This is a genomic window from Anaeromyxobacter sp. Fw109-5 (assembly GCF_000017505.1).
Classification (GTDB): Bacteria; Myxococcota; Myxococcia; order Myxococcales; family Anaeromyxobacteraceae; genus Anaeromyxobacter.
The window spans coordinates 5,114,184-5,136,181 of sequence record NC_009675.1; the positions used below are offsets into that span (position 1 = coordinate 5,114,184).

General features: G+C 74.7%; 18 protein-coding genes and 1 pseudogene. 9 read left to right on the forward strand and 10 right to left on the reverse strand.

All coding sequences use genetic code 11. The features are described 5' to 3' along the window. Positions 1–120 precede the first annotated feature (120 nt). The 5 genes from ANAE109_RS22445 to ANAE109_RS22465 are packed head-to-tail and all read right to left on the reverse strand — an operon-like array spanning position 121 to position 7,044. Positions 121–2,046 (reverse strand): response regulator, encoded by a 1,926-nt coding sequence (locus ANAE109_RS22445; protein ID WP_012099195.1) that lies wholly within the window; start codon positions 2,044–2,046, stop codon positions 121–123. Then, complete coding sequence (locus ANAE109_RS22450) at positions 2,021–3,985, reverse strand: hypothetical protein (protein WP_012099196.1); 1,965 nt, start codon at positions 3,983–3,985, stop codon at positions 2,021–2,023. Before ANAE109_RS22450 ends, ANAE109_RS22445 begins: the two co-directional genes overlap by 26 nt. Then, positions 3,963–4,424, reverse strand: coding sequence for a hypothetical protein (locus ANAE109_RS23855; RefSeq protein WP_012099197.1), 462 nt, complete (start codon positions 4,422–4,424; stop codon positions 3,963–3,965). The genes ANAE109_RS22450 and ANAE109_RS23855 overlap by 23 nt, the downstream gene beginning before the upstream one ends. After that, entirely contained in the window at positions 4,421–5,161 is a 741-nt protein-coding gene (locus ANAE109_RS22460) for a sensor histidine kinase (RefSeq protein WP_012099198.1), read from the reverse strand. Before ANAE109_RS22460 ends, ANAE109_RS23855 begins: the two co-directional genes overlap by 4 nt. A gap of 8 nt (positions 5,162–5,169) precedes the next feature. Then, positions 5,170–7,044, reverse strand: coding sequence for an ATP-binding protein (locus ANAE109_RS22465; protein ID WP_083776981.1), 1,875 nt, complete (start codon positions 7,042–7,044; stop codon positions 5,170–5,172). Positions 7,045–7,362: 318 nt separating this feature from the next. Here ANAE109_RS22465 and ANAE109_RS22470 point away from each other — a divergent pair, with 318 nt between their 5' ends. Then, positions 7,363–7,998, forward strand: a complete 636-nt coding sequence (locus ANAE109_RS22470; RefSeq protein WP_012099200.1) for a DUF47 domain-containing protein — start codon at positions 7,363–7,365, stop codon at positions 7,996–7,998. 36 nt (positions 7,999–8,034) lie between these two features. Then, positions 8,035–9,096, forward strand: a complete 1,062-nt coding sequence (locus ANAE109_RS22475) for an inorganic phosphate transporter (protein WP_012099201.1) — start codon at positions 8,035–8,037, stop codon at positions 9,094–9,096. Positions 9,097–9,142: 46 nt separating this feature from the next. Here the strand turns inward: ANAE109_RS22475 and ANAE109_RS22480 are convergent, their stop codons facing one another. Both ANAE109_RS22480 and ANAE109_RS22485 read right to left on the reverse strand, forming a co-directional pair. Next, complete coding sequence (locus tag ANAE109_RS22480) at positions 9,143–10,153, reverse strand: radical SAM protein (protein WP_012099202.1); 1,011 nt, start codon at positions 10,151–10,153, stop codon at positions 9,143–9,145. 66 nt (positions 10,154–10,219) lie between these two features. After that, positions 10,220–10,838, reverse strand: a pseudogene (locus ANAE109_RS22485) (DNA-3-methyladenine glycosylase); the annotation flags it as partial. Between the two features lie 107 nt (positions 10,839–10,945). Between ANAE109_RS22485 and ANAE109_RS22490 the strand changes: the two are divergent. From ANAE109_RS22490 to ANAE109_RS22515, 6 genes are all read left to right on the forward strand, one after another. After that, the gene (locus ANAE109_RS22490) at positions 10,946–11,674 is read left to right on the forward strand and encodes a hypothetical protein (protein ID WP_012099204.1); all 729 of its coding nucleotides are present in this window, start codon (positions 10,946–10,948) and stop codon (positions 11,672–11,674) included. After that, positions 11,655–12,395 carry a hypothetical protein gene (locus ANAE109_RS22495; RefSeq protein WP_012099205.1) on the forward strand — a complete coding sequence of 247 codons (741 nt, stop codon included), beginning with the start codon at positions 11,655–11,657 and terminating at the stop codon, positions 12,393–12,395. Before ANAE109_RS22490 ends, ANAE109_RS22495 begins: the two co-directional genes overlap by 20 nt. 12 nt (positions 12,396–12,407) lie before the next feature. Next, positions 12,408–13,874, forward strand: coding sequence for a pyruvate kinase (gene pyk / locus ANAE109_RS22500; protein ID WP_041448636.1), 1,467 nt, complete (start codon positions 12,408–12,410; stop codon positions 13,872–13,874). Between the two features lie 19 nt (positions 13,875–13,893). Beyond that, complete coding sequence (locus ANAE109_RS22505; RefSeq protein WP_012099207.1) at positions 13,894–15,117, forward strand: Xaa-Pro peptidase family protein; 1,224 nt, start codon at positions 13,894–13,896, stop codon at positions 15,115–15,117. A gap of 2 nt (positions 15,118–15,119) precedes the next feature. Beyond that, entirely contained in the window at positions 15,120–16,574 is a 1,455-nt protein-coding gene (locus ANAE109_RS22510) for an MBL fold metallo-hydrolase (protein ID WP_012099208.1), read from the forward strand. A 118-nt stretch (positions 16,575–16,692) separates the two neighbouring features. Beyond that, on the forward strand, positions 16,693–17,217 hold the full coding sequence (locus ANAE109_RS22515) for a hypothetical protein (RefSeq protein WP_012099209.1): 525 nt from the start codon (positions 16,693–16,695) through the stop codon (positions 17,215–17,217). Positions 17,218–17,341: 124 nt separating this feature from the next. Here the strand turns inward: ANAE109_RS22515 and ANAE109_RS22520 are convergent, their stop codons facing one another. The 3 genes from ANAE109_RS22520 to ANAE109_RS22530 form a co-directional block, all read right to left on the reverse strand. Next, complete coding sequence (locus ANAE109_RS22520) at positions 17,342–17,860, reverse strand: hypothetical protein (protein ID WP_012099211.1); 519 nt, start codon at positions 17,858–17,860, stop codon at positions 17,342–17,344. A gap of 168 nt (positions 17,861–18,028) precedes the next feature. Continuing rightward, the gene (locus tag ANAE109_RS25955; RefSeq protein WP_012099213.1) at positions 18,029–18,355 is read right to left on the reverse strand and encodes a toxin-antitoxin system YwqK family antitoxin; all 327 of its coding nucleotides are present in this window, start codon (positions 18,353–18,355) and stop codon (positions 18,029–18,031) included. Between the two features lie 179 nt (positions 18,356–18,534). Next, positions 18,535–19,941, reverse strand: a complete 1,407-nt coding sequence (locus ANAE109_RS22530) for a sigma-54 dependent transcriptional regulator (protein ID WP_041448638.1) — start codon at positions 19,939–19,941, stop codon at positions 18,535–18,537. Between the two features lie 154 nt (positions 19,942–20,095). Here ANAE109_RS22530 and ftsH point away from each other — a divergent pair, with 154 nt between their 5' ends. Then, positions 20,096–21,967 carry an ATP-dependent zinc metalloprotease FtsH gene (ftsH, locus tag ANAE109_RS22535; RefSeq protein WP_012099216.1) on the forward strand — a complete coding sequence of 624 codons (1,872 nt, stop codon included), beginning with the start codon at positions 20,096–20,098 and terminating at the stop codon, positions 21,965–21,967. The last annotated feature ends 31 nt before the right edge of the window (positions 21,968–21,998 follow it).

Consider the following 21,998-nt stretch of genomic DNA (forward strand, 5'->3'; position numbering starts at 1 on the left):
GGCCCGGGCTCGCTTCGCCCCTCGCATGGCTCGGGGCTCGCGCGCCGTCCCGCGGGCGCGGCTTCGCCGCGCTGTTTCTCCGAATCGCGCGCCGTGGTCTAGGGCGCCCCGCCGGCGGTCTCACGCGCTCGCCTTCGCCGGCCCGAGCAGCCGCCGGACGTGGCCGAGCAGGATCTCGCTCGTGAACGGCTTCTGGATGAGCTCGACGTCGCCGTCGCGCAGCCGGTCCTCGACGAGGGCGTCCTCGGTGTGGCCGGTCATGAAGAGCACCTTCATGGCCGGCTGCTCCCCCTGGAGCGCGTGCGCCAGCTCCGCGCCGGTCATGCGCGGCATGACGAGGTCGGCGAGGAGGAGATCCACCCGGCCTCCCCGCTCGCGCGCCGCCTGCAGGGCCTCCGCCCCGTTGCGCCCGGCGACGACCTCGTAGCCGCTCCCGGCCAGCACGCGGCCGAGCAGGACCCGCAGCGCGTCCTCGTCCTCCGCGAGCACGACCACCTCGCCGAGGCCGCGCGGCGCGGCCGCCGCGACGGGGACGTGCGCCCGGCCGCCCTGCTCGGCGCCCACCGGGAGGAACGCCGTGAACGTGGCGCCCTGGCCCGGCTCCGAGTCGACCCGGATGGCCCCGCCCGCCTGGCGCACGATGCCGTAGACGGTGGCCAGCCCGAGGCCGGTGCCGGTCTCCTTGGTGGTGAAGAAGGGGTCGAAGATGCGGGAGCGGACCTCCTCCGTCATGCCGCAGCCGCCGTCCCTCACGGCCAGCGACACGTAGCGGCCCGCGGGGATGGGGAGGTCGCGCGGCGGCTCCGAGAGCTCGACGTTGGCGGTCTCGATCGCGAGCGGGCCTCCGTCGGGCATGGCGTCGCGCGCGTTCACCGCCAGGTTGAGCAGCACCTGCGCGAGCTGGTCCGCGTCGGCGAGCACCGGCCAGAGGCCGTCCTGCAGCCGCGTCGTGAGCTCGATGCGCTCGCCGATGGCGCGGGCGAGGAGCTTGCCGAGGTCCTGCACCACCTTGTTGAGCGAGAGGACCTCCGGGCGCAGCAGCTTCTTGCGCGAGAGGGTGAGGAGCTGGCGCGTCACCCCCGCCGCCCGGTGCGCCGCCTCGACGATGCCCTCCGCGCTCTCGCGCGACCGCGCGTCGCCCGCCGGCAGATCGCGCATGAGCAGCTCGGAGTAGCCCAGGATCACCGCGAGGACGTTGGAGAAGTCGTGCGCGACGCCGCCCGCGAGCCGCCCGACCGCCTCCATCTTCTGCGCCTGGCGGAGGTTCTGCTCGAGCGCGCGCCGCGCCTCCTCGGCGCGCTCGCGCTCGGAGACGTCGCGGATGGAGAGCACGCGCAGCGAGCGATCCTGGAGCCGCAGCTCGCCGGCGGTGAGCTCCACCGGCAGCTCCGAGCCGTCCGGCCGGCGATGGCGCGCCGGGAGCGAGCGGGCGCCGGGCGCGGGGAGGGTGGCCACCTCGCCGTCCTTCCCGGGCGGCTGCAGCTCGCCGTAGCACCGCTCCCGCAGCCGCTCGCGCGGCTCGCCGTAGAGCCGCTCCGCGGCGGGGTTCGCGTCGCCGATGCGGCCGGAGTCCACGTCCACCAGCAGGATCGGGTCGGACGAGGTCTCGAAGACGCCGCGGTGCAGGGACTCGCTCTCCATGAGGCGCGCGACGAGATCGCGCTGCTCGCGCCGCATGCGGCCCTTGTCGATCGCGTTCTGCACCTTGAGGTTCAGCGCGTCGTAGTCCGAGACCGGCTTCGTCACGTAGTCGTAGGCGCCGATCTGGACCGCGGCGATGGCGGAGTCGATCGAGGCGTAGCCGGTGACGAGGATCACCTCCGCGTCTGGCTTCACGGCCTTGAGCCCGCGCGCGACGTCCAGGCCCGAGCCGTCGCCCAGGTTCTTGTCGATGATGGCGACGTCGATCTCGCGGGCCTCGGCGGCGATGGCGAGCGCCTCGCGGACGGAGCCGGCGAGCAGGAGCCTGCGCCCGTCGCCTTCGAGGAAGCGGCGGAAGACGTCGAGGATGACGGGCTCGTCATCGACGATGAGGATCGTCGCCATGCCGCTCCTTCCGCCCGATGCGCACGCCCACGGAGAGCGCGAACGACGGGAGCGCCCCGCGGTCCGCCCCGAGCGCGCTCGCCTCCACGAACGGCATCCCTTCCCGCTGCAGCCATCCGGCGCCGAGGGCCAGCCGCCCCGCCGGCGCCGCGCCGCTCCCGCCCGGCCGCGAGCGCTCGAGGACCACCCCCGCCCCCGCGCTCGCCCACACCGTGGTCGCCCCGAGCTCGCGCCGGACGCTCGCCCCGGCGAGGAACGATCCGGCCGTGGACGCGCGCGAGCTCCCAGCCTCCTCTTCCGAGACCCGCGAGAGCCGCGTCCACTCCGCGTCGAGGCGCCAGGAGAGTCCGAGCCCGGCCACCTCGCGCGCCGCGTCGCGCTCGAGCGCCACGGCCGCGCGGGGCCCGAGCGCGCCGCCACGCCCGAAGGCGGCGCCCGCCGAGAGGAGCAGCCCCTCGCGCCCGCGCGGCGGCACGAGCAGGACCGTCCCCTGCGCGCGCACGTCCCCCACCGCCAGGGTGAGCCTGTCCTCGCCGCGCCGCTCCACGGCGGGCGTGAGATAGCGCGCCCGGTACGCGCCGTCTCCGTCGAGCGCGACCTCGAGGACGCGGCCACGCGCCGCCGCGAGGGTGGGCGTGGCGGGGACGGGGTTCCCGTGGCGGTCCTGCACGACCACCCGCAGCGACGCCTCCCGGGCGCCGTCCGCCACGACCGTGCGGCCCTCGATGCGGGCGGTGGCCGGCGGCCCCGGGCGGAGCTGAAGCGCGCGCGAGCCGGCGAAGGTCCCGCCCGCACGGGCCGTGACGAGGACCTCGCGGCGGCTGCCGAAGCGCGGAGGCACCGCGAGGCGCGCCTCGTGGACCCCCGGCTCGCGCTCCACGGGGCGCGAGAGGGCCCCGGCGTCGGCGTCGAGCTCGAGGTCGCGCGGGCCCTGCGAGGCGGTGTTCCCCGCCGCGTCCACGACGCGCGCGGTGACGACCACCTCCGCCGGCGTCTCGTCCTCCGCCACGAAGGCGTCGCGATCGAAGCTCAGCGCGACGCCGGCCGGCGGCCCGGGCAGGGCGGCCACCTTGACCGCCGCCTTCGAGGCCGGCGCCCCCGCGAGCCGGACCGCGAGCCGCTCCTCCCGGCTCGGGCCGGGCGGCAACGTCCAGACCACCTCGAAGGCGCCCGGCTCGCGCGACGTCATCGAGACAGAGCCGCGCGACGGCTCGAGCACGGGCACGTCCCCGCGGCGCGCCGCGCCGTGCGGCGCGACGACGTAGGCGACGACCCGCACCTGCTCGGCGCGATCCGCCTGCACCGTCGCGCGGTGCGCGACGGCGTGCACGAGCGACGTCTCCGGCACGTGCAGGTCCACCGAGCGGAAGCCGTGATGCGCCTCGCGCACGCCGGGAGGGACGATGACCGGGATGACGGCCAGCCCGTCGGCGCCGGCCGTCCTCGGTCCGAAGGTGCGATCGCCGATCCGCAGGGTGACGATCTGCCTCGGATCGGCCTTGACGCGCGCGTCTCCCTGACCCGAGAGCGGGAGCGCGAGCCAGCCGTCGAGCGGGCCGGCGGCGCCCTGCGCCGTGGCGGCGACGATGGCGACCTGCGGGTAGCGCTCTGCGGGCGCGCGATAGCGCGCGACGAATCCGCCGCCGGACAGCCGGCGCACGCCCTCCACGCGACCCGCGCTCGCGGTGAGGGTGAGCTCCTCGACCTCCGGCGGGGCCGAGATGCGCAGCTCGGCGGTGCCGTGCCGGCCGAGCACGAGGCGGGGCGGATCGGCCGTGATGCGCAGCGCTCCGCCTCCGGCGGGCGCGCCGTCCTCGGCCGGCGGGGCGCGTGGAGGGGGCGCCGCGGCGTGCGCCGGCCTCTCGGCCGCGAGCAGGATGCCCGTGACCACCGCGAGGAGGGCGAGGACCCTCGGCTCAGCGCGTCGCGGACGGAGCATTCCAGTCGATCTCGACCGAATCGATCCCTTCCTCGGGTGGGCAGCGCTCCGCCTTCGGGCCGCGCGGCGCGCCCGCGCCCTTGCCGCCGCGCCGATCGGCCGCGGCCGGCTCGCGTGCGGGCTCGCAGCGCTCCTGGGCGCTGCGCGAGGCGACCTTGGCGAGCACGCCGGCGGTGACCTCCTCCGGCCCCGCCTGCGGCGCGCGCCAGCGGGCCGGCGGCGACCCTCCCGGCGACTTCACCGGGGTCTCGGGGCGCGGCTCGCGCGCCTCGGGCGCGGCGGGGGGCGTCGCCTCGGCGGCGGAGGGCTTCGCCGCGAGGGCCGGCTCCGCGACCGCGGTCGAGGGCTCCACCACCTCGCTGACCCTCGCGACGCCCACCACCATCCCGGCGAGCGCCGCGCCCGCGGCGAACGCCGCCATCACGCGCATGGCGCTCACCGCGCACCTCCGGCGGGAGATCGGACGAGGACGCAGAACTCGGTGACGGCCCAGGGCAAGCGGGCGGGATCCTCCTCGGGGACGAGGTACACCTGTCCGCCGTTTTTCGCCATCAGCACGCGAGAGAGGTGCAGCCCGAGCCCCGTTCCCTTGCCCGGCGGCTTCGTCGTGAAGCGCGGCTCGAAGAGCCGTGGGTGCGCCTCGGGCGGAACGCCCGCGCCCTCGTCCGAGACGCGCACCTCCACCGCGTGGTCGCCCTCGGCGAGGACGCGCACCGCGATGCGCGGCGCGCCGGCGACTCCCTCGATCGCGTCGAGCGCGTTGGACAGGAGGTTCGTCGCGACGTGGACGAGCGCCTCCGGACGGCCGAACCCCTCGAGCCCCGCCGGCCCCCGCGCGAGCGCGAAGCGCGGGCCGAGCGGCCGGATGCGGTGGGCGAGCAGCTCCACCGCGCGCGCGACCGCCGCGCCCACCGGGAACGGCGCGGGCGGCGCCGCGGAGGGGCGCAGGAGCCCCTCGTAGCCGTTCACGATCTCGCCGAGCCGGGCCAGCTGGCCACGCAGGAGCCGCCACTCCTCGGCGCCCTCGAGCGCCGGGCCCAGGCTCCGCTCGAGCAGCGTCGCCGCCGCGTCGGCCCCCATGAGCGGCTGGCGGAGCTCGTGCAGCAGCCCGGGCGCGAGCAGCTCCGCGTCCAGGCTCTCGAGCGACGTCGCGCTGTCCTCAGGCGTTCGTGGCATCGCTCTCCCTAGACCAGGTGCGCCGCCGCCGCGGCGGGGAGCAGGACCGTGATCGCCGACCCGGTCCCCTCCTCGCTCTCCACGAGGATCTTGCCCCGATGCGCCTCCACGATGCTGTGAGAGACGGATAACCCGAGCCCCACGCGGCCCGCCTGGTCCTTCGTGGTGAAGAACGGATCGAAGATCCGCTCGCGGAGCTGGGACGGGATGCCCTTGCCCGTGTCCGCGACGCGCAGCCGGAGGGCGTCTCCGTCGATCGAGCCGACCGAGACCTCCAGCACGCCCCCCTGCGGCATGGCGTTGATGGCGTTCTCGACGAGGTGCGCGACCACCTGCTGGAGCTGCACCGGATCGCCCTGCGTGTCGGGCAGCGGCTCGTCGAAGCGGATCCGGACCTCGATGCCCGCGGCGCGCAGCCGGTCCTCGTAGAGGTCGACGGCGGCCCGGACCGGCCGCACGAGCGAGAAGCGCTGGCCCTGCGCCGCGCGCTCCTGGTCGGCGAAGCTGCGCAGGTCCTCGATCACGCGCGCCACGCGGGCCGCCTGCTCCTGGGCGTGCGAGATGAGCTCCCCCTGCGGCGAGGCCGGGCCGAGCTGCTTCCTCAGGATGGCGAGGTACCCCGTGATGGCGGTCATGGGGTTGTTCAGCTCATGGGCGATGCCGGCGCCGAGCGAGCCGAGCGCGGCGAGGCGACGGGTGCGGAGGATCTGGTCCTGGGCGGTCTTGAGCTCGGCGGTGCGCTCCTCGACGCGCTGCTGCAGCTCGCGGTTCCAGCCCCGGATCTCCTCGTCGCGGCGGCGGATCTCGGCCGTCATCCGCCCGAAGGCGCGGCCGAGCTCGGCGATCTCGTCGCGGCCGCGCGCCTCCACCGGCGCGCGGTAGTCGCCCGCCGCGATCGACGCCGCCGCTCGCGAGAGCCGCTGCACCGGCCGGGCGACGCGCCGCGCGAGGAGCCACCCGACCGCGAGGGCGAGCAGGATCGCCAGGCCCGCGAACGTGACCGTGTAGGCGCCGAGGCTCTCCGCGGCGGCGAACGCCACCTCCACCGGCTGCGCGACCACCGCCCCCCAGCGGTACGTGCCGACGGGCGCGAACGCCGCGAGCCAGCGCCGGCCGTCGGCGCGGCGGACGAGCAGCGAGGAGGCGGCGCTCCCGGTGAACCCCTCCCGAGGCAGGCGCTGCTCCTCGGGGGCGATGCGCGCGTCGGGGTCGCCGTGCGCCAGGATCTCCCCGCGCCCGTCCACGAGGTACGCGACGCCGGCGCCCTTGCGCGAGAGCTCCGCCACGCGCGCGGCGACGTCCGAGAGCACGAGCTCGGCGGCCAGGGTGCGGTTCGGCTCGAGCCGCAGCGCCACCGCGAGGCGGGGAGCGCCGTCCGTGCCGCGGTACGGGGCGGAGAGCTCGAAGGTCCCCACCTCGGCGGGCGGCGCCGGCAGGCGGCGCGCGAAGGCGTCCAGGGCCTCGTCGCTCACCTGGACGCGGCCGGCGAGGGCCGGGTCCTCGGCGCGCTCTGCGCCGGGGGGCGCCCGCGGCACCGGGACGAAGATGGGCCCGGCCACGGGGGCCTTGCCGTCGTCGACGATGGCGAGGACCGAGACGAACCGGAGCTGCCGGTACTGGAGCCCGAGGATGTTGCGCAGCTCGGAGCGCGAATAGACGTCGAGGGGGAGCACCGCGCTCGTGGAGAGCCGCAGGTTCTCGAGCGCCGCCGAGACGAACCGCTCCGTGAAGAGGGCGAGGTCCTCCGCCGACTGCTCCTGCATCCTGCCGACGGTCCGCTGCAGCTCGTCCCGGCTGAGGGTGTACGAGGCGATGCCGAGCAGGGCGACCGGGAGGACGCCCACGGCGAGGAGCAGCAGGCCGATCTTCGCGGCGAACCGCATGTGCGGGTGAGGGCCTCGAGGTGATGCGGTGTGCGCGTCCGAGAACGCTGGGCGCCCCGATCCTGTTCCGGGGAGCGGCGTCGCCTGAGGACAGGCGTCTATATGAAAGCCTGCCAGGCAGACGAGCAAGCTCCCCTGTCGTTCACGCTCCCACCTCGGTCGTCCATACCCCCATAGGCACTCGGGTTAATTCCCGATGCACCCCCATTCGGGCGGTAACGCTTGGAGCACCTCCGTTCTCTCCGAGCAACGGCTCCGTTGGCCGGATGTGCCTGGTCGGGTATTTTGCGCGCGCCTCGCGACCCTCCGGAGAGCTCCATGACCTTGCTCGAGAAGCTGATGCCGAAGTCGGACGACTTCTTCTCCGACTTCGAGGCCCAGGCGGCCACCGTCGTCGAGGGCGCGAAGCTCCTGAAGGCGCTGCTCGACGACTTCACGGACGTCCCTGCGAAGGTCCAGGCCATCAAGGACGTCGAGCACCGGGCGGACGACATCACCCACCGCGCCTTCGCCCGGCTGCACACGCAGTTCATCACGCCGTTCGACCGCGCCGAGATCCACGAGCTCCTCTCCCGCATCGACGACGTGCTCGATCTCGCGGACGCCGCCGCGGAGCGGCTCGGGCTCTACGACATCGACCACGTGCTGCCGGAGGCGCGCGACCTCGCGGCGGTGCTGGTGGCGCAGGCGGAGAAGATGCGCGAGGCGGTGGTCGGGCTGCGCGAGATGAAGAAGAACCCGAACGCGATCCTCGAGGCGTGCAAGGAGGTGAACGTCCTCGAGAACCAGGCGGACAGCCTGCTGCGCCGCACCATGGCGAAGCTCTTCAAGCGCGGGAACGACCCGCTGACGGTCCTCATGTGGAAGGAGATCATCGATCTCATCGAGACCGCCACCGACCGCGCCGAGGACGTCGCGAACGTGCTCGAGGGCGTGGTGCTCGAGCACGCCTAGCGCCCGGCGCGACGCACCCACCTCCGCCTGAACCCCATGCTCCTCACCATCGTCGTCGGGCTGATCCTCGTCGCCCTCGCGTTCGACTTCATCAACGGCTTCCACGACGCGGCGAACTCCATCGCCACCGTCGTCTCGACGCGCGTGCTCTCGCCGCTGTGGGCGGTCGCCTGGGCCGCCTTCTTCAACTTCATCTCCGCCGCGCCGGTGCTGTGGGGCGTCGAGCTGAAGGTCGCCGCGACGATGGGCAAGGGCATCGTCGACTTCGGGATGCTGCGGGCGCAGGGCACGCCGCTCGTCCTCACGGTGGTGTTCTCCGCGCTCATGGGGGCGATCGTCTGGAACCTGCTCACCTGGATGTGGGGGTTGCCGTCCTCGTCCTCCCACGCCCTCGCCGGCGGGATCATCGGCGCGACCATCCCCTCCCTCGGCACCTCGGGGCTCATCGCCTCGGGGATCATCAAGATCGTGGCGTTCATCGTGCTGTCGCCGCTCATCGGCCTGACGCTCGGCTCGGCGATGATGATCCTGACCGCCTGGCTGTCGCGGCGCGGGACCCCCGCGCGCGTCGACCACTGGTTCCGGCGCCTGCAGCTCGTCTCCGCCGCCATCTTCAGCTACAGCCACGGCACGAACGACGCCCAGAAGGTCATGGGCGTCATCTCGGTCATCCTCTACGGCACGGTCTGGGCGGACCGCGTCTCGACCGCCGACGTGGCGGCCAAGTTCCCGGTGCCGTTCTGGGTGGTGCTCGCCTGCCACGGCGCCATCGCGCTCGGCACGATGTTCGGCGGCTGGCGCATCGTGAAGACGATGGGCCATAGCCTCACGAAGCTGCAGCCCATCGGCGGGTTCTCCGCGGAGACCGGCGGCGGCGTCACCATCCTCGCGCTCGCGCACTACGGCATCCCGGTCTCCACGACGCACACCATCACCGGGGCGATCGTCGGCGTCGGCTCGACCAGGGGCACGCGGGCGGTGCGCTGGGGCGTCGCGGGCCGGATCGTGTGGGCCTGGATCCTGACCATCCCCGCCTCGGCCATCGTGGCGGCGGTGTTCTACCTCGCCACCCACGCGCTCGTGTCGGCCCTCGGCTGACTCCGAGCCCGGCGGGCCGAGGCGCGGCGGGGCTCGCGCCTCGCCGCTAGCGGGTGCGGGAGGAGAGCATCCCGCAGGCGGCGTGCTCGTCCTGGCCGCCCGAGTAGCGGCGCACGATCGGCTGCCCCGGCAGCTCGCGCGCGAGGGCGTCGCGGAAGGCGTTCCACTCCGCCTCGTCCGGCGGGCGGTGGCGGCCCGTCGCGTCGTTCACCGCGATGGGGTTGAGGCGCACCGGGATGCCGGCGAGGAGCCGGCCGAGCGCGGCCGCGTCCTCGTCGCCGGTGTTCACGCCCGCGATCATCACGTACTCGAGGGTCACGCGCCCGCGCTGGGCGGCGTGCTCGCGGACCGCGTCCACGAGCTCGTCGAGCGGGAAGCCCTCCTCGATCGGCATGAGGGCGCGGCGCTTCCAGGGGATCGCGGCGTTGAGGGAGACGCACAGGCGGAACTTGTGCCCCTCCGCCGTGTAGCGGCGGATCATGGGGACGACGCCCGCGGTCGAGATCGAGATGCGGCGCCCGTCGATGCGCCCGCCGGCGGGATCGCACAGCGTGTACGCCGCCTCGAGCACCGCGTCGTAGTTGAGGAACGGCTCGCCCTGGCCCATGAACACGACGCCGGTGATGGGCCGCGTCGAGTCCGCGCGGACGTGGAGCAGCTGCGCGACGATCTCCCACGCGCGGAGCGAGCGGGCGAGCCCGAGCGCGCCGGTCGCGCAGAAGGAGCAGCCGAGCGCGCAGCCCGCCTGCGAGGAGAGGCACACGGTGTGGTGGGTGTCGAACAGCGGGATCCGCACCGCCTCCACCCGCGCGCCGTCGCCGAGCTCGAGCAGGTAGCGGCGGAAGCCGTCCTTCGCGTCGGTGCACGCGACCCGCCGCAGCTCGCCCGGCGTCGCGAGCGCCTCCACGCGATCGAGCACCGCGCGGCGCACGTTGCGCGCCGAGCGGAGCGGCGCCCCGCGGCCGATCACCGCCCCGGTGATGCGGCGCGCGTCCTCGAGCGAGATCCCCGCCTTTCGCGCGAGCGCGCGGCTGTCCTGGCCGAGGAGGTGGAGCACGCGCGGAACATAACCCAGATCGGCCTCGAGCGAGGCGGCGCGCGGGCGAGCCTCTCCCCGCCGGGCGGCGCCGTCCGGCCGAGCCGATCGCTCGCCCGGATCAGCGGCGGCGGCCGCGGACCGCCCGCCACTCGCCCGGCGCGCGGCTCACGAACGCGTTCCCTTCGAGCGCGAACCGCCACGGCCGCTCCGCCCAGGGTCCGGCGTAGTCGACGTTCACGCGGCGGGCGGCGACGATCCGCTCGCGCGGCGGCGGCGCGTCCTCCACGAACAGGTCGTCGCCCGCGAGGTCGCGGCCGTTGTCGTGCTCGCGCCGGATGGCGAGCGCGCGGCAGAGGTTCCCCGGGCCGCGCGTGGAGTGGAGACAGCCCTCGACGGGCTCGCCGGCGCGCAGCAGCACCGCGGAGGGGAAGCCCTCCGCGCCGGTGACCACGTTCATGCAGTGGCTCGTGCCGTAGATGAGGTAGACGTACGCCACGCCGGCGGGGCCGAACATGATCCCGGCGCGGCGGGTGGGCCCGAAGCGCGCGTGCGAGGCGAGGTCGTCCGGACCGTGGTACGCCTCGGTCTCCACGATCCGGGCGGCGCGCCGGACGCCCCCGTCCCGGTGGACGAGCACCTTGCCCAGCAGGTCGCGCGCCACCTCGCGCGTGTCGCGGGCGTAGAACTCGCGGGCGAGCTTCATGGGGGTCGCGACGGTACCAAGTCGGGACCGCCGCGCAAGCGCCCCCCGCGGATACGCCGTTTTCCCGCGCCGGCCCGGACCGTCTCCGTTACCCTCGGTACCACTCCGTGCGGCCACTCGCGATCATCCCGATCCTCGCGGCGCTCGCCGCCGCGGCGCGCGACGCCCGCGCGGAGGACGGCCCGGCGAGCGCGCGGGCTGCGACGCAGCAGGAGCCTGCCTCCCCCCCGCCGTCCGCGCCACCGCCCGGCGACGCGGAGATCTACGTCACGGGCGACGACGCGGACTTCGAGCCGGAGCGGCCCCGCCACTCCCTCGCGCTCGGGCCCGTCGGCCGCGGCGACATGATCGCGTCGCTCGACGTCGGCTGGCTGCGCAGCGCCGTCCGCGCGGACCTGGGCCTCGGCTCCTGGCTGGACCTCGTGCTCCGCTTCGACACCCTCCTGCTCTACGAGGGGTTCGGCGGCCAGAACGGCATCCACGTCGGCGTGCGCGCCTCGCCTGCGGCGACGGGCCTGCTTCGCGCGGGCGTGGAGCTCACGCTGGGGCAGCTCTTCGTGCCGGGCGACGTCTCCATGGCGAACCTGACGGCGCTCCGCGGCTCCGCGACGGCCGGGCTGGTGCTCGACTGGGCCACGTTCTACGCGCGCGGGGACATCCGCTGGCTCTCGAGCCTCGAGCCGAGCGGGGCAGGCTGGGCGCGCGACCATGAGCTCGGCGCGGGGATCGAGCGCGGCCTCGGCAGGTTCATCCTGGGCGCCGAGGCCTACCTCTGGTCGCGGCCGGGCCTCTCGACGCTCGGCCAGTGGAGGCTCCGTGTCGGCTACGCGATCTAGCGCGCTCGCCCCGCTGGTCGCCGCGGCGCTCGCCGCGTGCGGGAACCACGATCTCGCGACCCACCCGTTCGCGATCCAGGTCACCCGCTCCGACCAGCAGGCGCTCCCGCCCGAGACGGACGCCTTCGTCCTCGTGGGGACCGGTCGGGTCGCCGCGCCCACGGTGTTCGTCCTGGCCGGCGCGGTGTTCACGGAAGGTGATACCCCCGTGGACGTCGAGATCGCCTTCCGGGACGAGGTGCCCGGCGACGTCGCGCTGCCGCCGGAGCTGGACGGCGCGCCGGTGACGCTCCTGCTGCTCGCCAACCGCGCGGGCAGGCCCGGCCCGAACGGCGAGCCCCTCCCTTACCTGGGCTTCCGGCTCGCCACCGGGACGGGCGCCGACGCCGTCCACCGCTTCCTCCTCTTCGAGGGCTCGTACGAGGGCGCGGGGACCTCCACGCTCCCCATCACCGGCGTCGAGCCGACCGCCGAGCTGCCGTTCTTCCGCGTGCGCGACGACTGGGCCGAGTTCGAGCCGGCCGAGTGTGGGCCCGTCTACTACGACTGGCTGGAGGTGACCGGCGACGACCTCTTCTCCCTGCGTCACGGCGACCGCCGGGACGTGCGGGTCGGGGCGCCCGAGGAGCGGTGGACCGTCCTCCACGTCCTCTCCTGGCATCGCCAGGGCACCTGCGGAAGCCAGGCAGAAGCCTGGACGCAGTTCGCCGCCTGGCGCTAAACGATGTACCCCATGCGCCGCGCCAAGATCGTCGCCACCCTCGGTCCCGCCTCCTCCGATCCCGACGTGCTGCAGCGCATGCTGGCCGCCGGGGTGGACGTGGCGAGGCTCAACTTCTCCCACGGCCGTCACGAGGACCACGCCCAGATGCTGGATCGCATCCGGACGGCCTCGCGCCATCTCGGCCGCGCCGTCGCCGTCCTCCAGGACCTCCAGGGCCCCAAGATCCGCACCGGCCCCTTGGCGGCCGGACGGGAGGGCGTCCGCCTCGAGGCGGGGGCGGAGCTCGTCATCGCCACCGACGCGGAGGTGAAGGGCGACGCGAAGCTCGTCTCCACCACCTACCCGCACCTCGCCGAGGACGTTCGCCCGGGGGACCGCCTCCTCGTCGACGACGGGCTCATCGAGCTGCGCGTCCTCGAGACCGACGGCGTCCGCGCGCGCTGCCAGGTGGTCGAGGGGGGCGTGCTGCGCGAGCACAAGGGGATCAACCTCCCCGGCGTGGCGCTCCGCGCCGAGGCGCTCTCCGAGAAGGACCGGGCGGACATCGCCTTCGGCCTCGCGCACGGCGTGGACGCGGTGGCGCTCTCGTTCGTGCGCTCCGCGGAGGACATCCGGGCCTGCCGCGACGAGATGGAGCGGGTCGGCCGGGTCGTCCCGGTGATCGCCAAGATCGAGAAGCCCGAGGCGCTCGACGCCATCGACGCGATCATCGAGGCCGCCGACGGGATCATGATCGCGCGCGGCGACCTCGGCGTGGAGATCCTGCCCGAGCGCGTGCCGCTGCTGCAGAAGGACATCTGCCGGCGCGGCAACGCGGCCGGCAAGCCGGTGGTCATCGCCACCCAGATGCTCGAGTCGATGATCGAGCACCCCCGGCCGACCCGCGCCGAGGCCTCCGACGTGGCGAACGCCGTCTGGGACGGCGCCGACGCGGTGATGCTCTCCGCGGAGAGCGCGAGCGGCCGCTTCCCCCTGAACGCCGTGCAGATGATGGACCGCATCGTGCGCGAGGCGGAGACGAGCCCCGCCCCGTCCGTGGGCATCCCCGACGTCCGCTCTCGCCCGGCCGCGTTCAACCTCGTCACCGCCGCGGCCGCCTGCGAGGCGGCCGACGCCGCCGGCGCGGTGGCCATCTGCTGCTTCACCCTCTCCGGCACGACCGCGCGGCTCCTCTCGCACTTCCGGCCGCGCGTGCCCGTCATCGCCTTCTCGCCCGACCAGTCGATCCGGCGCCGCCTCGCGCTGTACTGGGGCGTCGTCCCGCGGGTCCTCGAGCCGGTGAAGAACGCCGACCTCATGGCGGAGCTCGTCTCGGACGTGCTCCTCGGCGACGGCGTCGTGAAGCCGGGCGACCGGGTCGTCCTGGTCCACGGCTCGCCGCTCGGCATCCCGGGCCAGACGAACTCCATCCGCCTGCACGAGATCACCCACCCCTCGGAGCGCGGGCCCGCGCAGCGCTACCGCGTTCCCATCTGATGATGAGCCAGGACGCCCGATGACCTCCTCGAACGCCACGGCCCCCATCCCCGCGGCCGGCCTCCCCGCCCTGCAGCGCGCGCTCGCCGAGTCGGGGCTCGACGCCTGGCTGCTCTACGACTTCCACGGCCAGAACCCGACCGCGGTGAGCGCGGCCGGGCTCGAGGGCCACATGCTCACGCGGCGCTGGTTCTACCTCGTGCCCGCCCGTGGCGAGGCGGTCGCGCTCGTCCACGCCATCGAGCTCGGCTCCTTCCCGCCCGAGCTGCCCGGGCGCAGGGAGCGCTACGCCTCGTGGGCGTCGCTGCGCGAGGCGCTGGCGCGCCTCCTCGGGGCGCTCCCCGCCGGCGCGAAGGTGGCGATGGAGTACTTCCCGGAGGGCGCCATCCCGTACCTGTCGCGCGTCGACGCGGGCACGCTCGAGCTCGTCCGCTCCTTCGGCGTGGAGGTGGTCTCGTCCGCGGAGCTCGTCCAGCGCTTCCTCTGCCGCTGGGACGCGGCGCAGGTGGCGAGCCACGAGCGCGCGCTGCTCGCCATCGACGCGGCGAAGGACGCGGCGTTCGAGCGCATCGGGGACGCGCAGCGCCGGGGCGAGACGCTCCTCGAGACGGACGTGCAGCGCTTCCTCATGGAGCGCTTCGCCGAGGCGGACCTCGAGACCGATCACCCGCCCATCGTGGCCGTGAACGGCCACGCCGGCGATCCGCACTACGCGCCCTCCGAGCGGACGCCCACGCCCATCCGGCCGGGCGACATGGTGCTCATCGACCTGTGGGCGCGCGGGAGGGGGCCGCGCGACGTCTACGCGGACATCACCTGGGTCGCGTACTGCGGCGATCGTCCGCCGGAGCGGCTCGAGCAGATCTTCCGGGTGACCGTGGGCGGCCGCGACGCGGGGCTCTCCGCGCTCGAGCGGGCGCATCGCGAGGGCCGCACGCTGGAGGGGTGGCAGGTGGACCGGGTGGTGCGCGATCACATCGCCGCGGCGGGCCTCGGCGATCGCTTCGTCCACCGCACCGGCCACTCCATCGGCCGCTCCGTCCACGGCGACGGCGCGAACCTCGACGACCTCGAGACGCACGACACCCGCCGGCTCGTGCCGGGGCTGGCGTTCTCGATCGAGCCCGGCGTGTACCTGCCGGAGGAGGGGCTCGGGGTGCGCAGCGAGATCGACGTGTTCCTCGCCGACGACGGGCCGAAGGTGTTCTCCAAGATCCAGCGCGAGCTGGTCCGCATCCGCTGATCGTGCGCCCCGCCCTCGACGCCACCGCGGTCGTGCTGTACCGCGACGGTCCGCCGGGCCGCGAGGTGTTCCTCGTGCGGCGCGGGGTCGACCGGCGCTTCGCGGCCGGCTTCCACGCCTTCCCGGGCGGCCGGCTCGACCCCGAGGACGGCGAGCTCGAGGTGGCGGGGCTCGCCGGCGAGGCGGCCGCGCTCGCGGCCTGCGCCGCGCGCGAGCTGTTCGAGGAGACCGGCGTCCTCGTCGCCCGCGGGCCGCCACCCTCTTCGCCGGAGCGCGACGAGGGCCGGCGCGCGGTGCTCGAGGGGAGGCTCTCGTTCCGAGCCTTCCTCGCGCGCCAGGGGCTCGTCGTGGACGGCGCCCGGCTCGTGCCCGCCGGCCGCTGGGTGACGCCGGACCACCTCCCGCTCCGCTACGACGCCCGGCTGTTCCTCGTGCGGCTCGCCCCGGAGGACGCGCCGGAGGTCTGGCCGGGCGAGCTCGCCGGCGGCGCCCTCGTGCCGGTCGCGGACGCCCTGCGGCGCTGGTCCCGCGGCGAGCTCCTGCTCCACCCGCCGAACCTGCACGCGCTGAGGGTGCTCGCGCGCCCCGGCGCCCCGTCGCTCGAGTCCCTCCGGGCGCCGCCGGACTGCGAGGCGTTCGTCTCGCGGCGCATCGAGTTCCAGGAGGGCTTCTTCCTCGCCGCGCTGCGCACCCCCACGCTCCCGCCCGCGACGCACACGAACGCCTGGCTCGTCCCGGCGGACGGCGGCCTCGCCGTCGTGGATCCCGGCCCGACGGACGCGGGCGAGCAGGCGAAGCTCCTCGCCCTCCTCGAGGCGCTCGCCGCCGAGGGCCGTCCGCCCCGGGCCGTGTGGCTCACGCACGCCCACCCCGATCACGTGGGCGCCGTGGCGCTCGTGGCGGAGCGCTACCGCGTGCCGGTGCTGGGCCACGCGCTCGCCGCCGCGCGGCTCCCGCCCGGCCTCGACTTCCGCCCGCTGCGGGACGGCGAGCTCCTCGGCGCGCGCTTCCGGGTGCTCGCCACTCCCGGCCATGCCCGCGAGCACCTGGCCTTCCTGGACGAGGACAGCGGCGCGCTGCTGTGCGGGGACATGGTCTCGACGCTCTCGACGATCGTGGTCGATCCGCCCGAGGGCGACATGGCGGAGTACGAGCGGCAGCTCGAGCGGCTCCGCGCGCTCGCGCCTCGCACGCTCTACCCCGCGCACGGGCCGCCCGCGCCCGCCGCGCCGGAGCGGCTCGGGGCGTACCTCGCGCACCGGCACGCGCGGGAGGCGCTCGTCGTGGAGGCGCTCGGGAAGAGCGGGCGGACGCTCCCGGAGGTGACCGCGCTCGCGTACGCCGACACCCCGCCCGCGGCGCTGCCGTTCGCCGAGCGGAGCTGCCTCGCCGCCCTGCTGAAGCTCGCGGCCGAAGGGCGTGCCGCCCTTTCGGGCGAGGGCTGGCTCCGTCCCTGATCGCGGATTTCCGAAGCCGTGTCTCGGATTGCCACGCGGACCCGTGGCAAGAATTCCCCAAATCCCCGATTTTTCCCGGCAGCCGGGCGGGCATGCGCGTTGCAGCCCCGATATCCGCATGCCTCCCCGCGCGTGGAAAGTGGCCCGCGTCGGCCTCATCATCCTGTCCGCCTTCCTGGTCGGGGGGGCCTCGGCCGAGGTGGCGGTCCGCACGCACGGCGCGCTCGCCCGCGCGCGGGCCGAGCGCGAGGTCGGCGCCGCCGGCCAGCTCGTCGCGCTGGAGCTGCGCGACCAGAGCGGCGAGGTCGTGGCCCGGCCGCGCATCGTGGCCCCCGCCGGCAAGGCCGCCGAGGTGGTGCTGCACGAGCCCGGCTCGCAGGGTGCGATCCGGGTCGCGTTCCGGGTGGCCGCCGTGCGCGAGGCGACGGGCGACATCGCGCTCGCCTACGCGCTGTGGGTGCCGGGGCACGAGGTCCAGGCGAGCGGGACGGTGCAGCTCACCCCGGGCGTCGAGCAGCAGATCGCGCTCGGCGACGGCGCGCTCGTCGCCACCTGGCTCGCCGTGCCGGTGCCGTCGGCCGCGCTCGACGCGTTCCTCGAGAGCGAGGGCGCGCAGCGGCCGCGCCCGCGCCGGTCGACCTGAGAGAGAAGCTGCGGGCTACGGCAGCGGCTCGCGACGGACGGTGCTCCGCGCAAGCGGGCGCCGTCTTCCCCGAAGCGTGAAGCCTGGAGGGCGGAAGCCTTCCCCGAAGCCCCGAGCCTTCCTCCTACCGCTCTCCCTCGATCGCGTTCGCCTCGGCCTCGAGCCGCGCCGCCTCCGCGAGCACGGCGCGCTGCCGCTGGGCGAGGAGCTGGCGCTGCTCGACGAGGAGGCGGAGCCGCTGGTGGCGCTCGGGGGACGCCGGCGTGGCCATGGCGGCGCCGATCTGCGACATGCGCAGCTCGTTGCTCGCGGTGGTGATGCGGATGTCGAGCGCGTGGAGCGCCGCCGCGATGCGATCGGCCTCGTCGCGGGCGGCGTCGGCGCGCTCGCGCAGCTCCTCGGGAGAGGGGGGCAGCGCGAGCGGCAGGGCGCCGTCGTCGTGGAGCTCGCCCTCGATGACCATGGCGAGCTCCTGCGCCCGCACGAGCAGCCGCTCCAGCTCGCGCCGCACGTTCTCGCCGTGCAGCTGGCGCAGCTTGAGCTGCTGGATCTGACCGGCGATCACGTCGAGCTCCGCGCGGTGCGCGTCGAGCTCGGCGGTGGGAGCACAGAGGAGCAGTGCGAGCGCGATGCCTTCGAACATCCGGGTCCGGACAGAGCAACCCACGTGCCCGCGCGGTGCGCCGCGCGATCAAGCACTTACACGCGGTCCTCGGCCAGCGACGTACGCAAACCCGTCGAAAGCCTCGGAAATCCGTGACGCATGTGGCAGGCGGCCGCCCCGTCCCGTCCCGGGCGGCGCGCGGGGGGTTCACGGCGTGAGCGAGGGCTCGCCGTATTCGCCGCTGCCGACGAGCGCGCCGCGCTCGTCGTAGCTGCGCCAGGTGCCGCACTGGGCGCCGCCGCAGCGGCGGCCCTCGGTCTTCTTCCCGCCGCCGGGCCAGTAGGCGGTGAACCCACCGTGCGGGAGGCCGTCCTTGAACTCGGCCTCCTCCTCGCGCGTCCCGGAGGGTGACCAGATCGTCCAGCGTCCCGTCTTGGCGCCGCGCGCGTACTCGCCCTCGCGCGCCTTCCCGCCGCCGCGGTGGTACTCGACGAAGGGACCGTGGAGCTCGCCCGCCCGGAAGCGCTCCTCCACCCACAGCCCGCCGTCGTCGTAGTAGCGGCGGGCCGGCCCCTCGCGGCGCGCCCGGCCCGCGGGATCCTTCCCCTCGCACCACTCCTCGTAGCCCTCGGGCGGCGGCAGGCCGCGGCGCTCGGTGCCCGGCGGGCACTCGAGCGGCGCGGCGGCCAGCGCGAGGGCGAGGGCGGCGGCGATCAGGACGTCTCCTCCGCCTTCTCGCCCGCCTTCACGATCCCGTACTTCTCGAGCTTGTAGTAGAGCGCGGACGGCTTGATGCCGAGGAGGCGCGCCGTCTCCGCCTTCACCCCGCGCGCCTTCTCGTAGGCGGCGAGGATGAGCTGCCGCTCGAGGTCCTCCAGGATGTCGGTGAGGCTCCGGTCGCCGCTCGGCACCGGCAGCGACGGCGCGGGCGGCGCCTTGCGGACGCCCTCGGGCAGGTCGCGCGGCCGCACCAGCTCGCCCTCGGCGAACACCAGCGCCTGCTCGATCACGTTCTCGAGCTCGCGCACGTTGCCGGGCCAGCGGTGGCGGCGCAGCAGCTCGAGCGCCTCGGGGGCGAGGCCGGTGACCGCCCGGCTCATGCGCGGCGCCAGCCGCGCGACGAAGAACCGCGCGAGCTCCTCGACGTCGCCGGGGCGATCGCGCAGCGGGGGGAGCAGGATGGGGACCACGTTCAGGCGGTAGTAGAGGTCCTCCCGGAAGCGGCCCGACTCCACCATCTGCGCGAGGTTGCGGTTCGTGGCGGAGACCACCCGCACGTCCACCTCCACCGTCTCCTCGCCGCCGACCCGCTCGAACTGGCGCTCCTGCAGGACGCGCAGGAGCTTCACCTGCACCGCATGCGGGATCTCGCCGACCTCGTCGAGGAAGAGCGTGCCGCCGTTGGCCAGCTCGAACCGGCCGAGCTTGCGGCGGATGGCGCCGGTGAAGGCGCCCTTCTCGTGGCCGAACAGCTCCGACTCGAGCAGGCCCTCCGGGATGGCGGCGCAGGAGATGGAGACGAACGGCTGCTCGCGCCGCGGGCTCGCGTCGTGGATGGCGCGCGCCACGAGCTCCTTGCCGGTCCCGGACTCGCCGAGCACGAGCACGGTCGCGCCGGTGGAGGCCACCTTGCGCACCTGGTCGAGCACGCGCCGCATCGGCTCGGAGCTCCCCACGAGGCCGTGCGCGCGATCGCGCCCGAGGTCCTCCTCGAGCGCCTCGGCCCGGGCGCGGGCGGTGCGCGCCCCCTTCCGCTCGCGGGCGATCTCGATGGACTTCTCCACGCGCGCGCGGAGCACGTCGGGCGAGAACGGCTTCTCGATGAAGTCGATCGCCCCCTCGCGCATCGCCTCGACCGCGACCGCGATGGTGCCGTGGGCCGACACGACGAGCACCGTCGCGTCCGGGTCGAGCTCGCGCAGGCGCCTCACCACCTCGATCCCGTCCACCGGGACCATGCGCAGGTCGGTGACCACCACGTCCGCCGGCTTCTTGCGGTAGGCGGCGATCGCCTCGGCGCCGCCGCGGACGGCGAGGACGTCGTGGCCGAGGCGCGAGAGGGCGATCGCCATGCCCTCGCGGACCGCGTCGTGGTCGTCGGCGATGAGGATGCGGGCCATCGGGGGCGAGAGTCTAACCGACGCTCCCGCCGGGACGCTCGCCCGCCCGCTCTCGTTTTTTGGAAGGTGTGCCTGCGACATTTCGTATTTGTCAGTGGCCGGGCGGTGGTTACGGATCGGGGGACGCCGGGCACGGGCCCGGCGGGAGCCCTCGATGCCCCTCGACAAGAAGACCAAGGCGACCAGCTTCAACCTCGGCTACGTGCTGCTCGCCGCGCTCGGCGTGATGCTCCTGCAGAACTGGTGGTTCCAGTCGCAGGCGGTCCAGACCCTCCCCTACAGCGAGTTCCAGAAGCTCGTCCGCGAGGACAAGGTCGCGCGGGTGGTGGTCTCGCAGGACGAGGTCCAGGGGGAGCTCAAGGAGCCGCTCAACGGCAAGAAGCGCTTCGCCACGAACCGCGTCGACCCCGAGATGGCGAAGGAGCTGGATCAGCACGGGGTGGTCTACGCGGGCCGCTTCGAGAACGAGCTCCTCCCGCTCATCCTCTCCTGGGTGGTCCCCATCGCCCTGTTCTTCGGGATCTGGGTCTTCCTCGGCCGGCGCATGGCGAAGCAGCTCGGCGGACCCGGCGCGGGCGGCGGGCTCATGGCCATCGGCAAGTCCAAGGCCAAGGTGTACGTCGAGACCGACACCAAGGTGACCTTCGACGACGTGGCGGGCGTGGACGAGGCGAAGGCCGAGCTGAAGGAGGTCGTCGAGTTCCTGAAGGACCCGAAGCGCTACGGCCGGCTCGGCGCGCGCATGCCGAAGGGCGTGCTCCTCGTCGGCCCGCCGGGCACCGGCAAGACCCTCCTCGCGAAGGCGGTGGCGGGCGAGGCGGCGGTGCCGTTCTTCTCCATCTCCGGCTCCGAGTTCGTGGAGATGTTCGTGGGGGTGGGCGCGGCGCGCGTGCGCGATCTCTTCGAGCAGGCGCGGCTGAAGGCGCCCGCCATCATCTTCATCGACGAGCTCGACGCGCTCGGCCGCGCCCGGGCCTCGATGCCGGGCATGATGGGCGGCCACGACGAGAAGGAGCAGACCCTGAACCAGCTGCTCGTCGAGCTCGACGGCTTCGACCCCTCCGCCGGCATCGTGCTCGTCGGCGCGACCAACCGGCCGGAGATCCTCGACCCGGCGCTCCTGCGCGCCGGCCGCTTCGACCGGCAGGTGCTCGTCGACCGGCCCGACCGCATCGGGCGCGCCCAGATCCTGGCCGTGCACACGCGCAAGGTGACGCTCGGCCCGAGCGTGAAGCTCGACGAGGTGGCGGCGCTGACGCCGGGCTTCACCGGCGCGGACCTCGCGAACCTCGTGAACGAGGCGGCGCTCGTGGCGACCCGGCGCAGCGCGGACGAGATCACGATGGAGGACTTCAACGTCGCCATCGAGCGGATCGTCGCCGGGCTGGAGAAGAAGAACCGGCTGCTCAACCCGCGCGAGCGCGAGATCGTGGCCCACCACGAGCTGGGCCACGCGTTCGTCGCCCAGGCGCTGCCGGGCTGCGATCCCGTCCACAAGATCTCGATCATCCCGCGCGGCATCGGCGCGCTCGGCTACACCATCCAGCGGCCGACCGAGGACCGCTACCTCATGACGCGCGAGGAGCTCGAGTCCAAGATGGCGGTCCTCCTCGGCGGCCGCGCCGCCGAGCACGTCGTGTTCGGCCACACCTCCACCGGCGCGGCGGACGACCTCGCGAAGGCCACCGACATCGCGCGCAACATGATCACCCGCTACGGCATGGGCGAGGCGCTCGGGCCGGTCACCTACGAGTCCGAGCCCGACGGGTACCTCGGCCAGATGACGGGGACGCGGCGGCTCTACTCGGAGGCGACCGCCCGCGAGATCGACGTCGCCGTCCGCCAGGCGGTGGACGGCGCCTTCCAGCGCGCCCGCGCCATCCTGTCGGAGAACCGGCCGCTGCTCGAGGAGTCTGCGCGGGAGCTCCTGCGCCGCGAGACGCTCGCCGGCGGCGAGCTCGCCGCGGTGCTCGGCCGCGTTCACCGCGAGCCCTCGCCGCAGGTCGCGGCGGCCGTGCCGGTGTAGGCGAGGCGCGCCTCGCCCTGCCGCGCGCCCG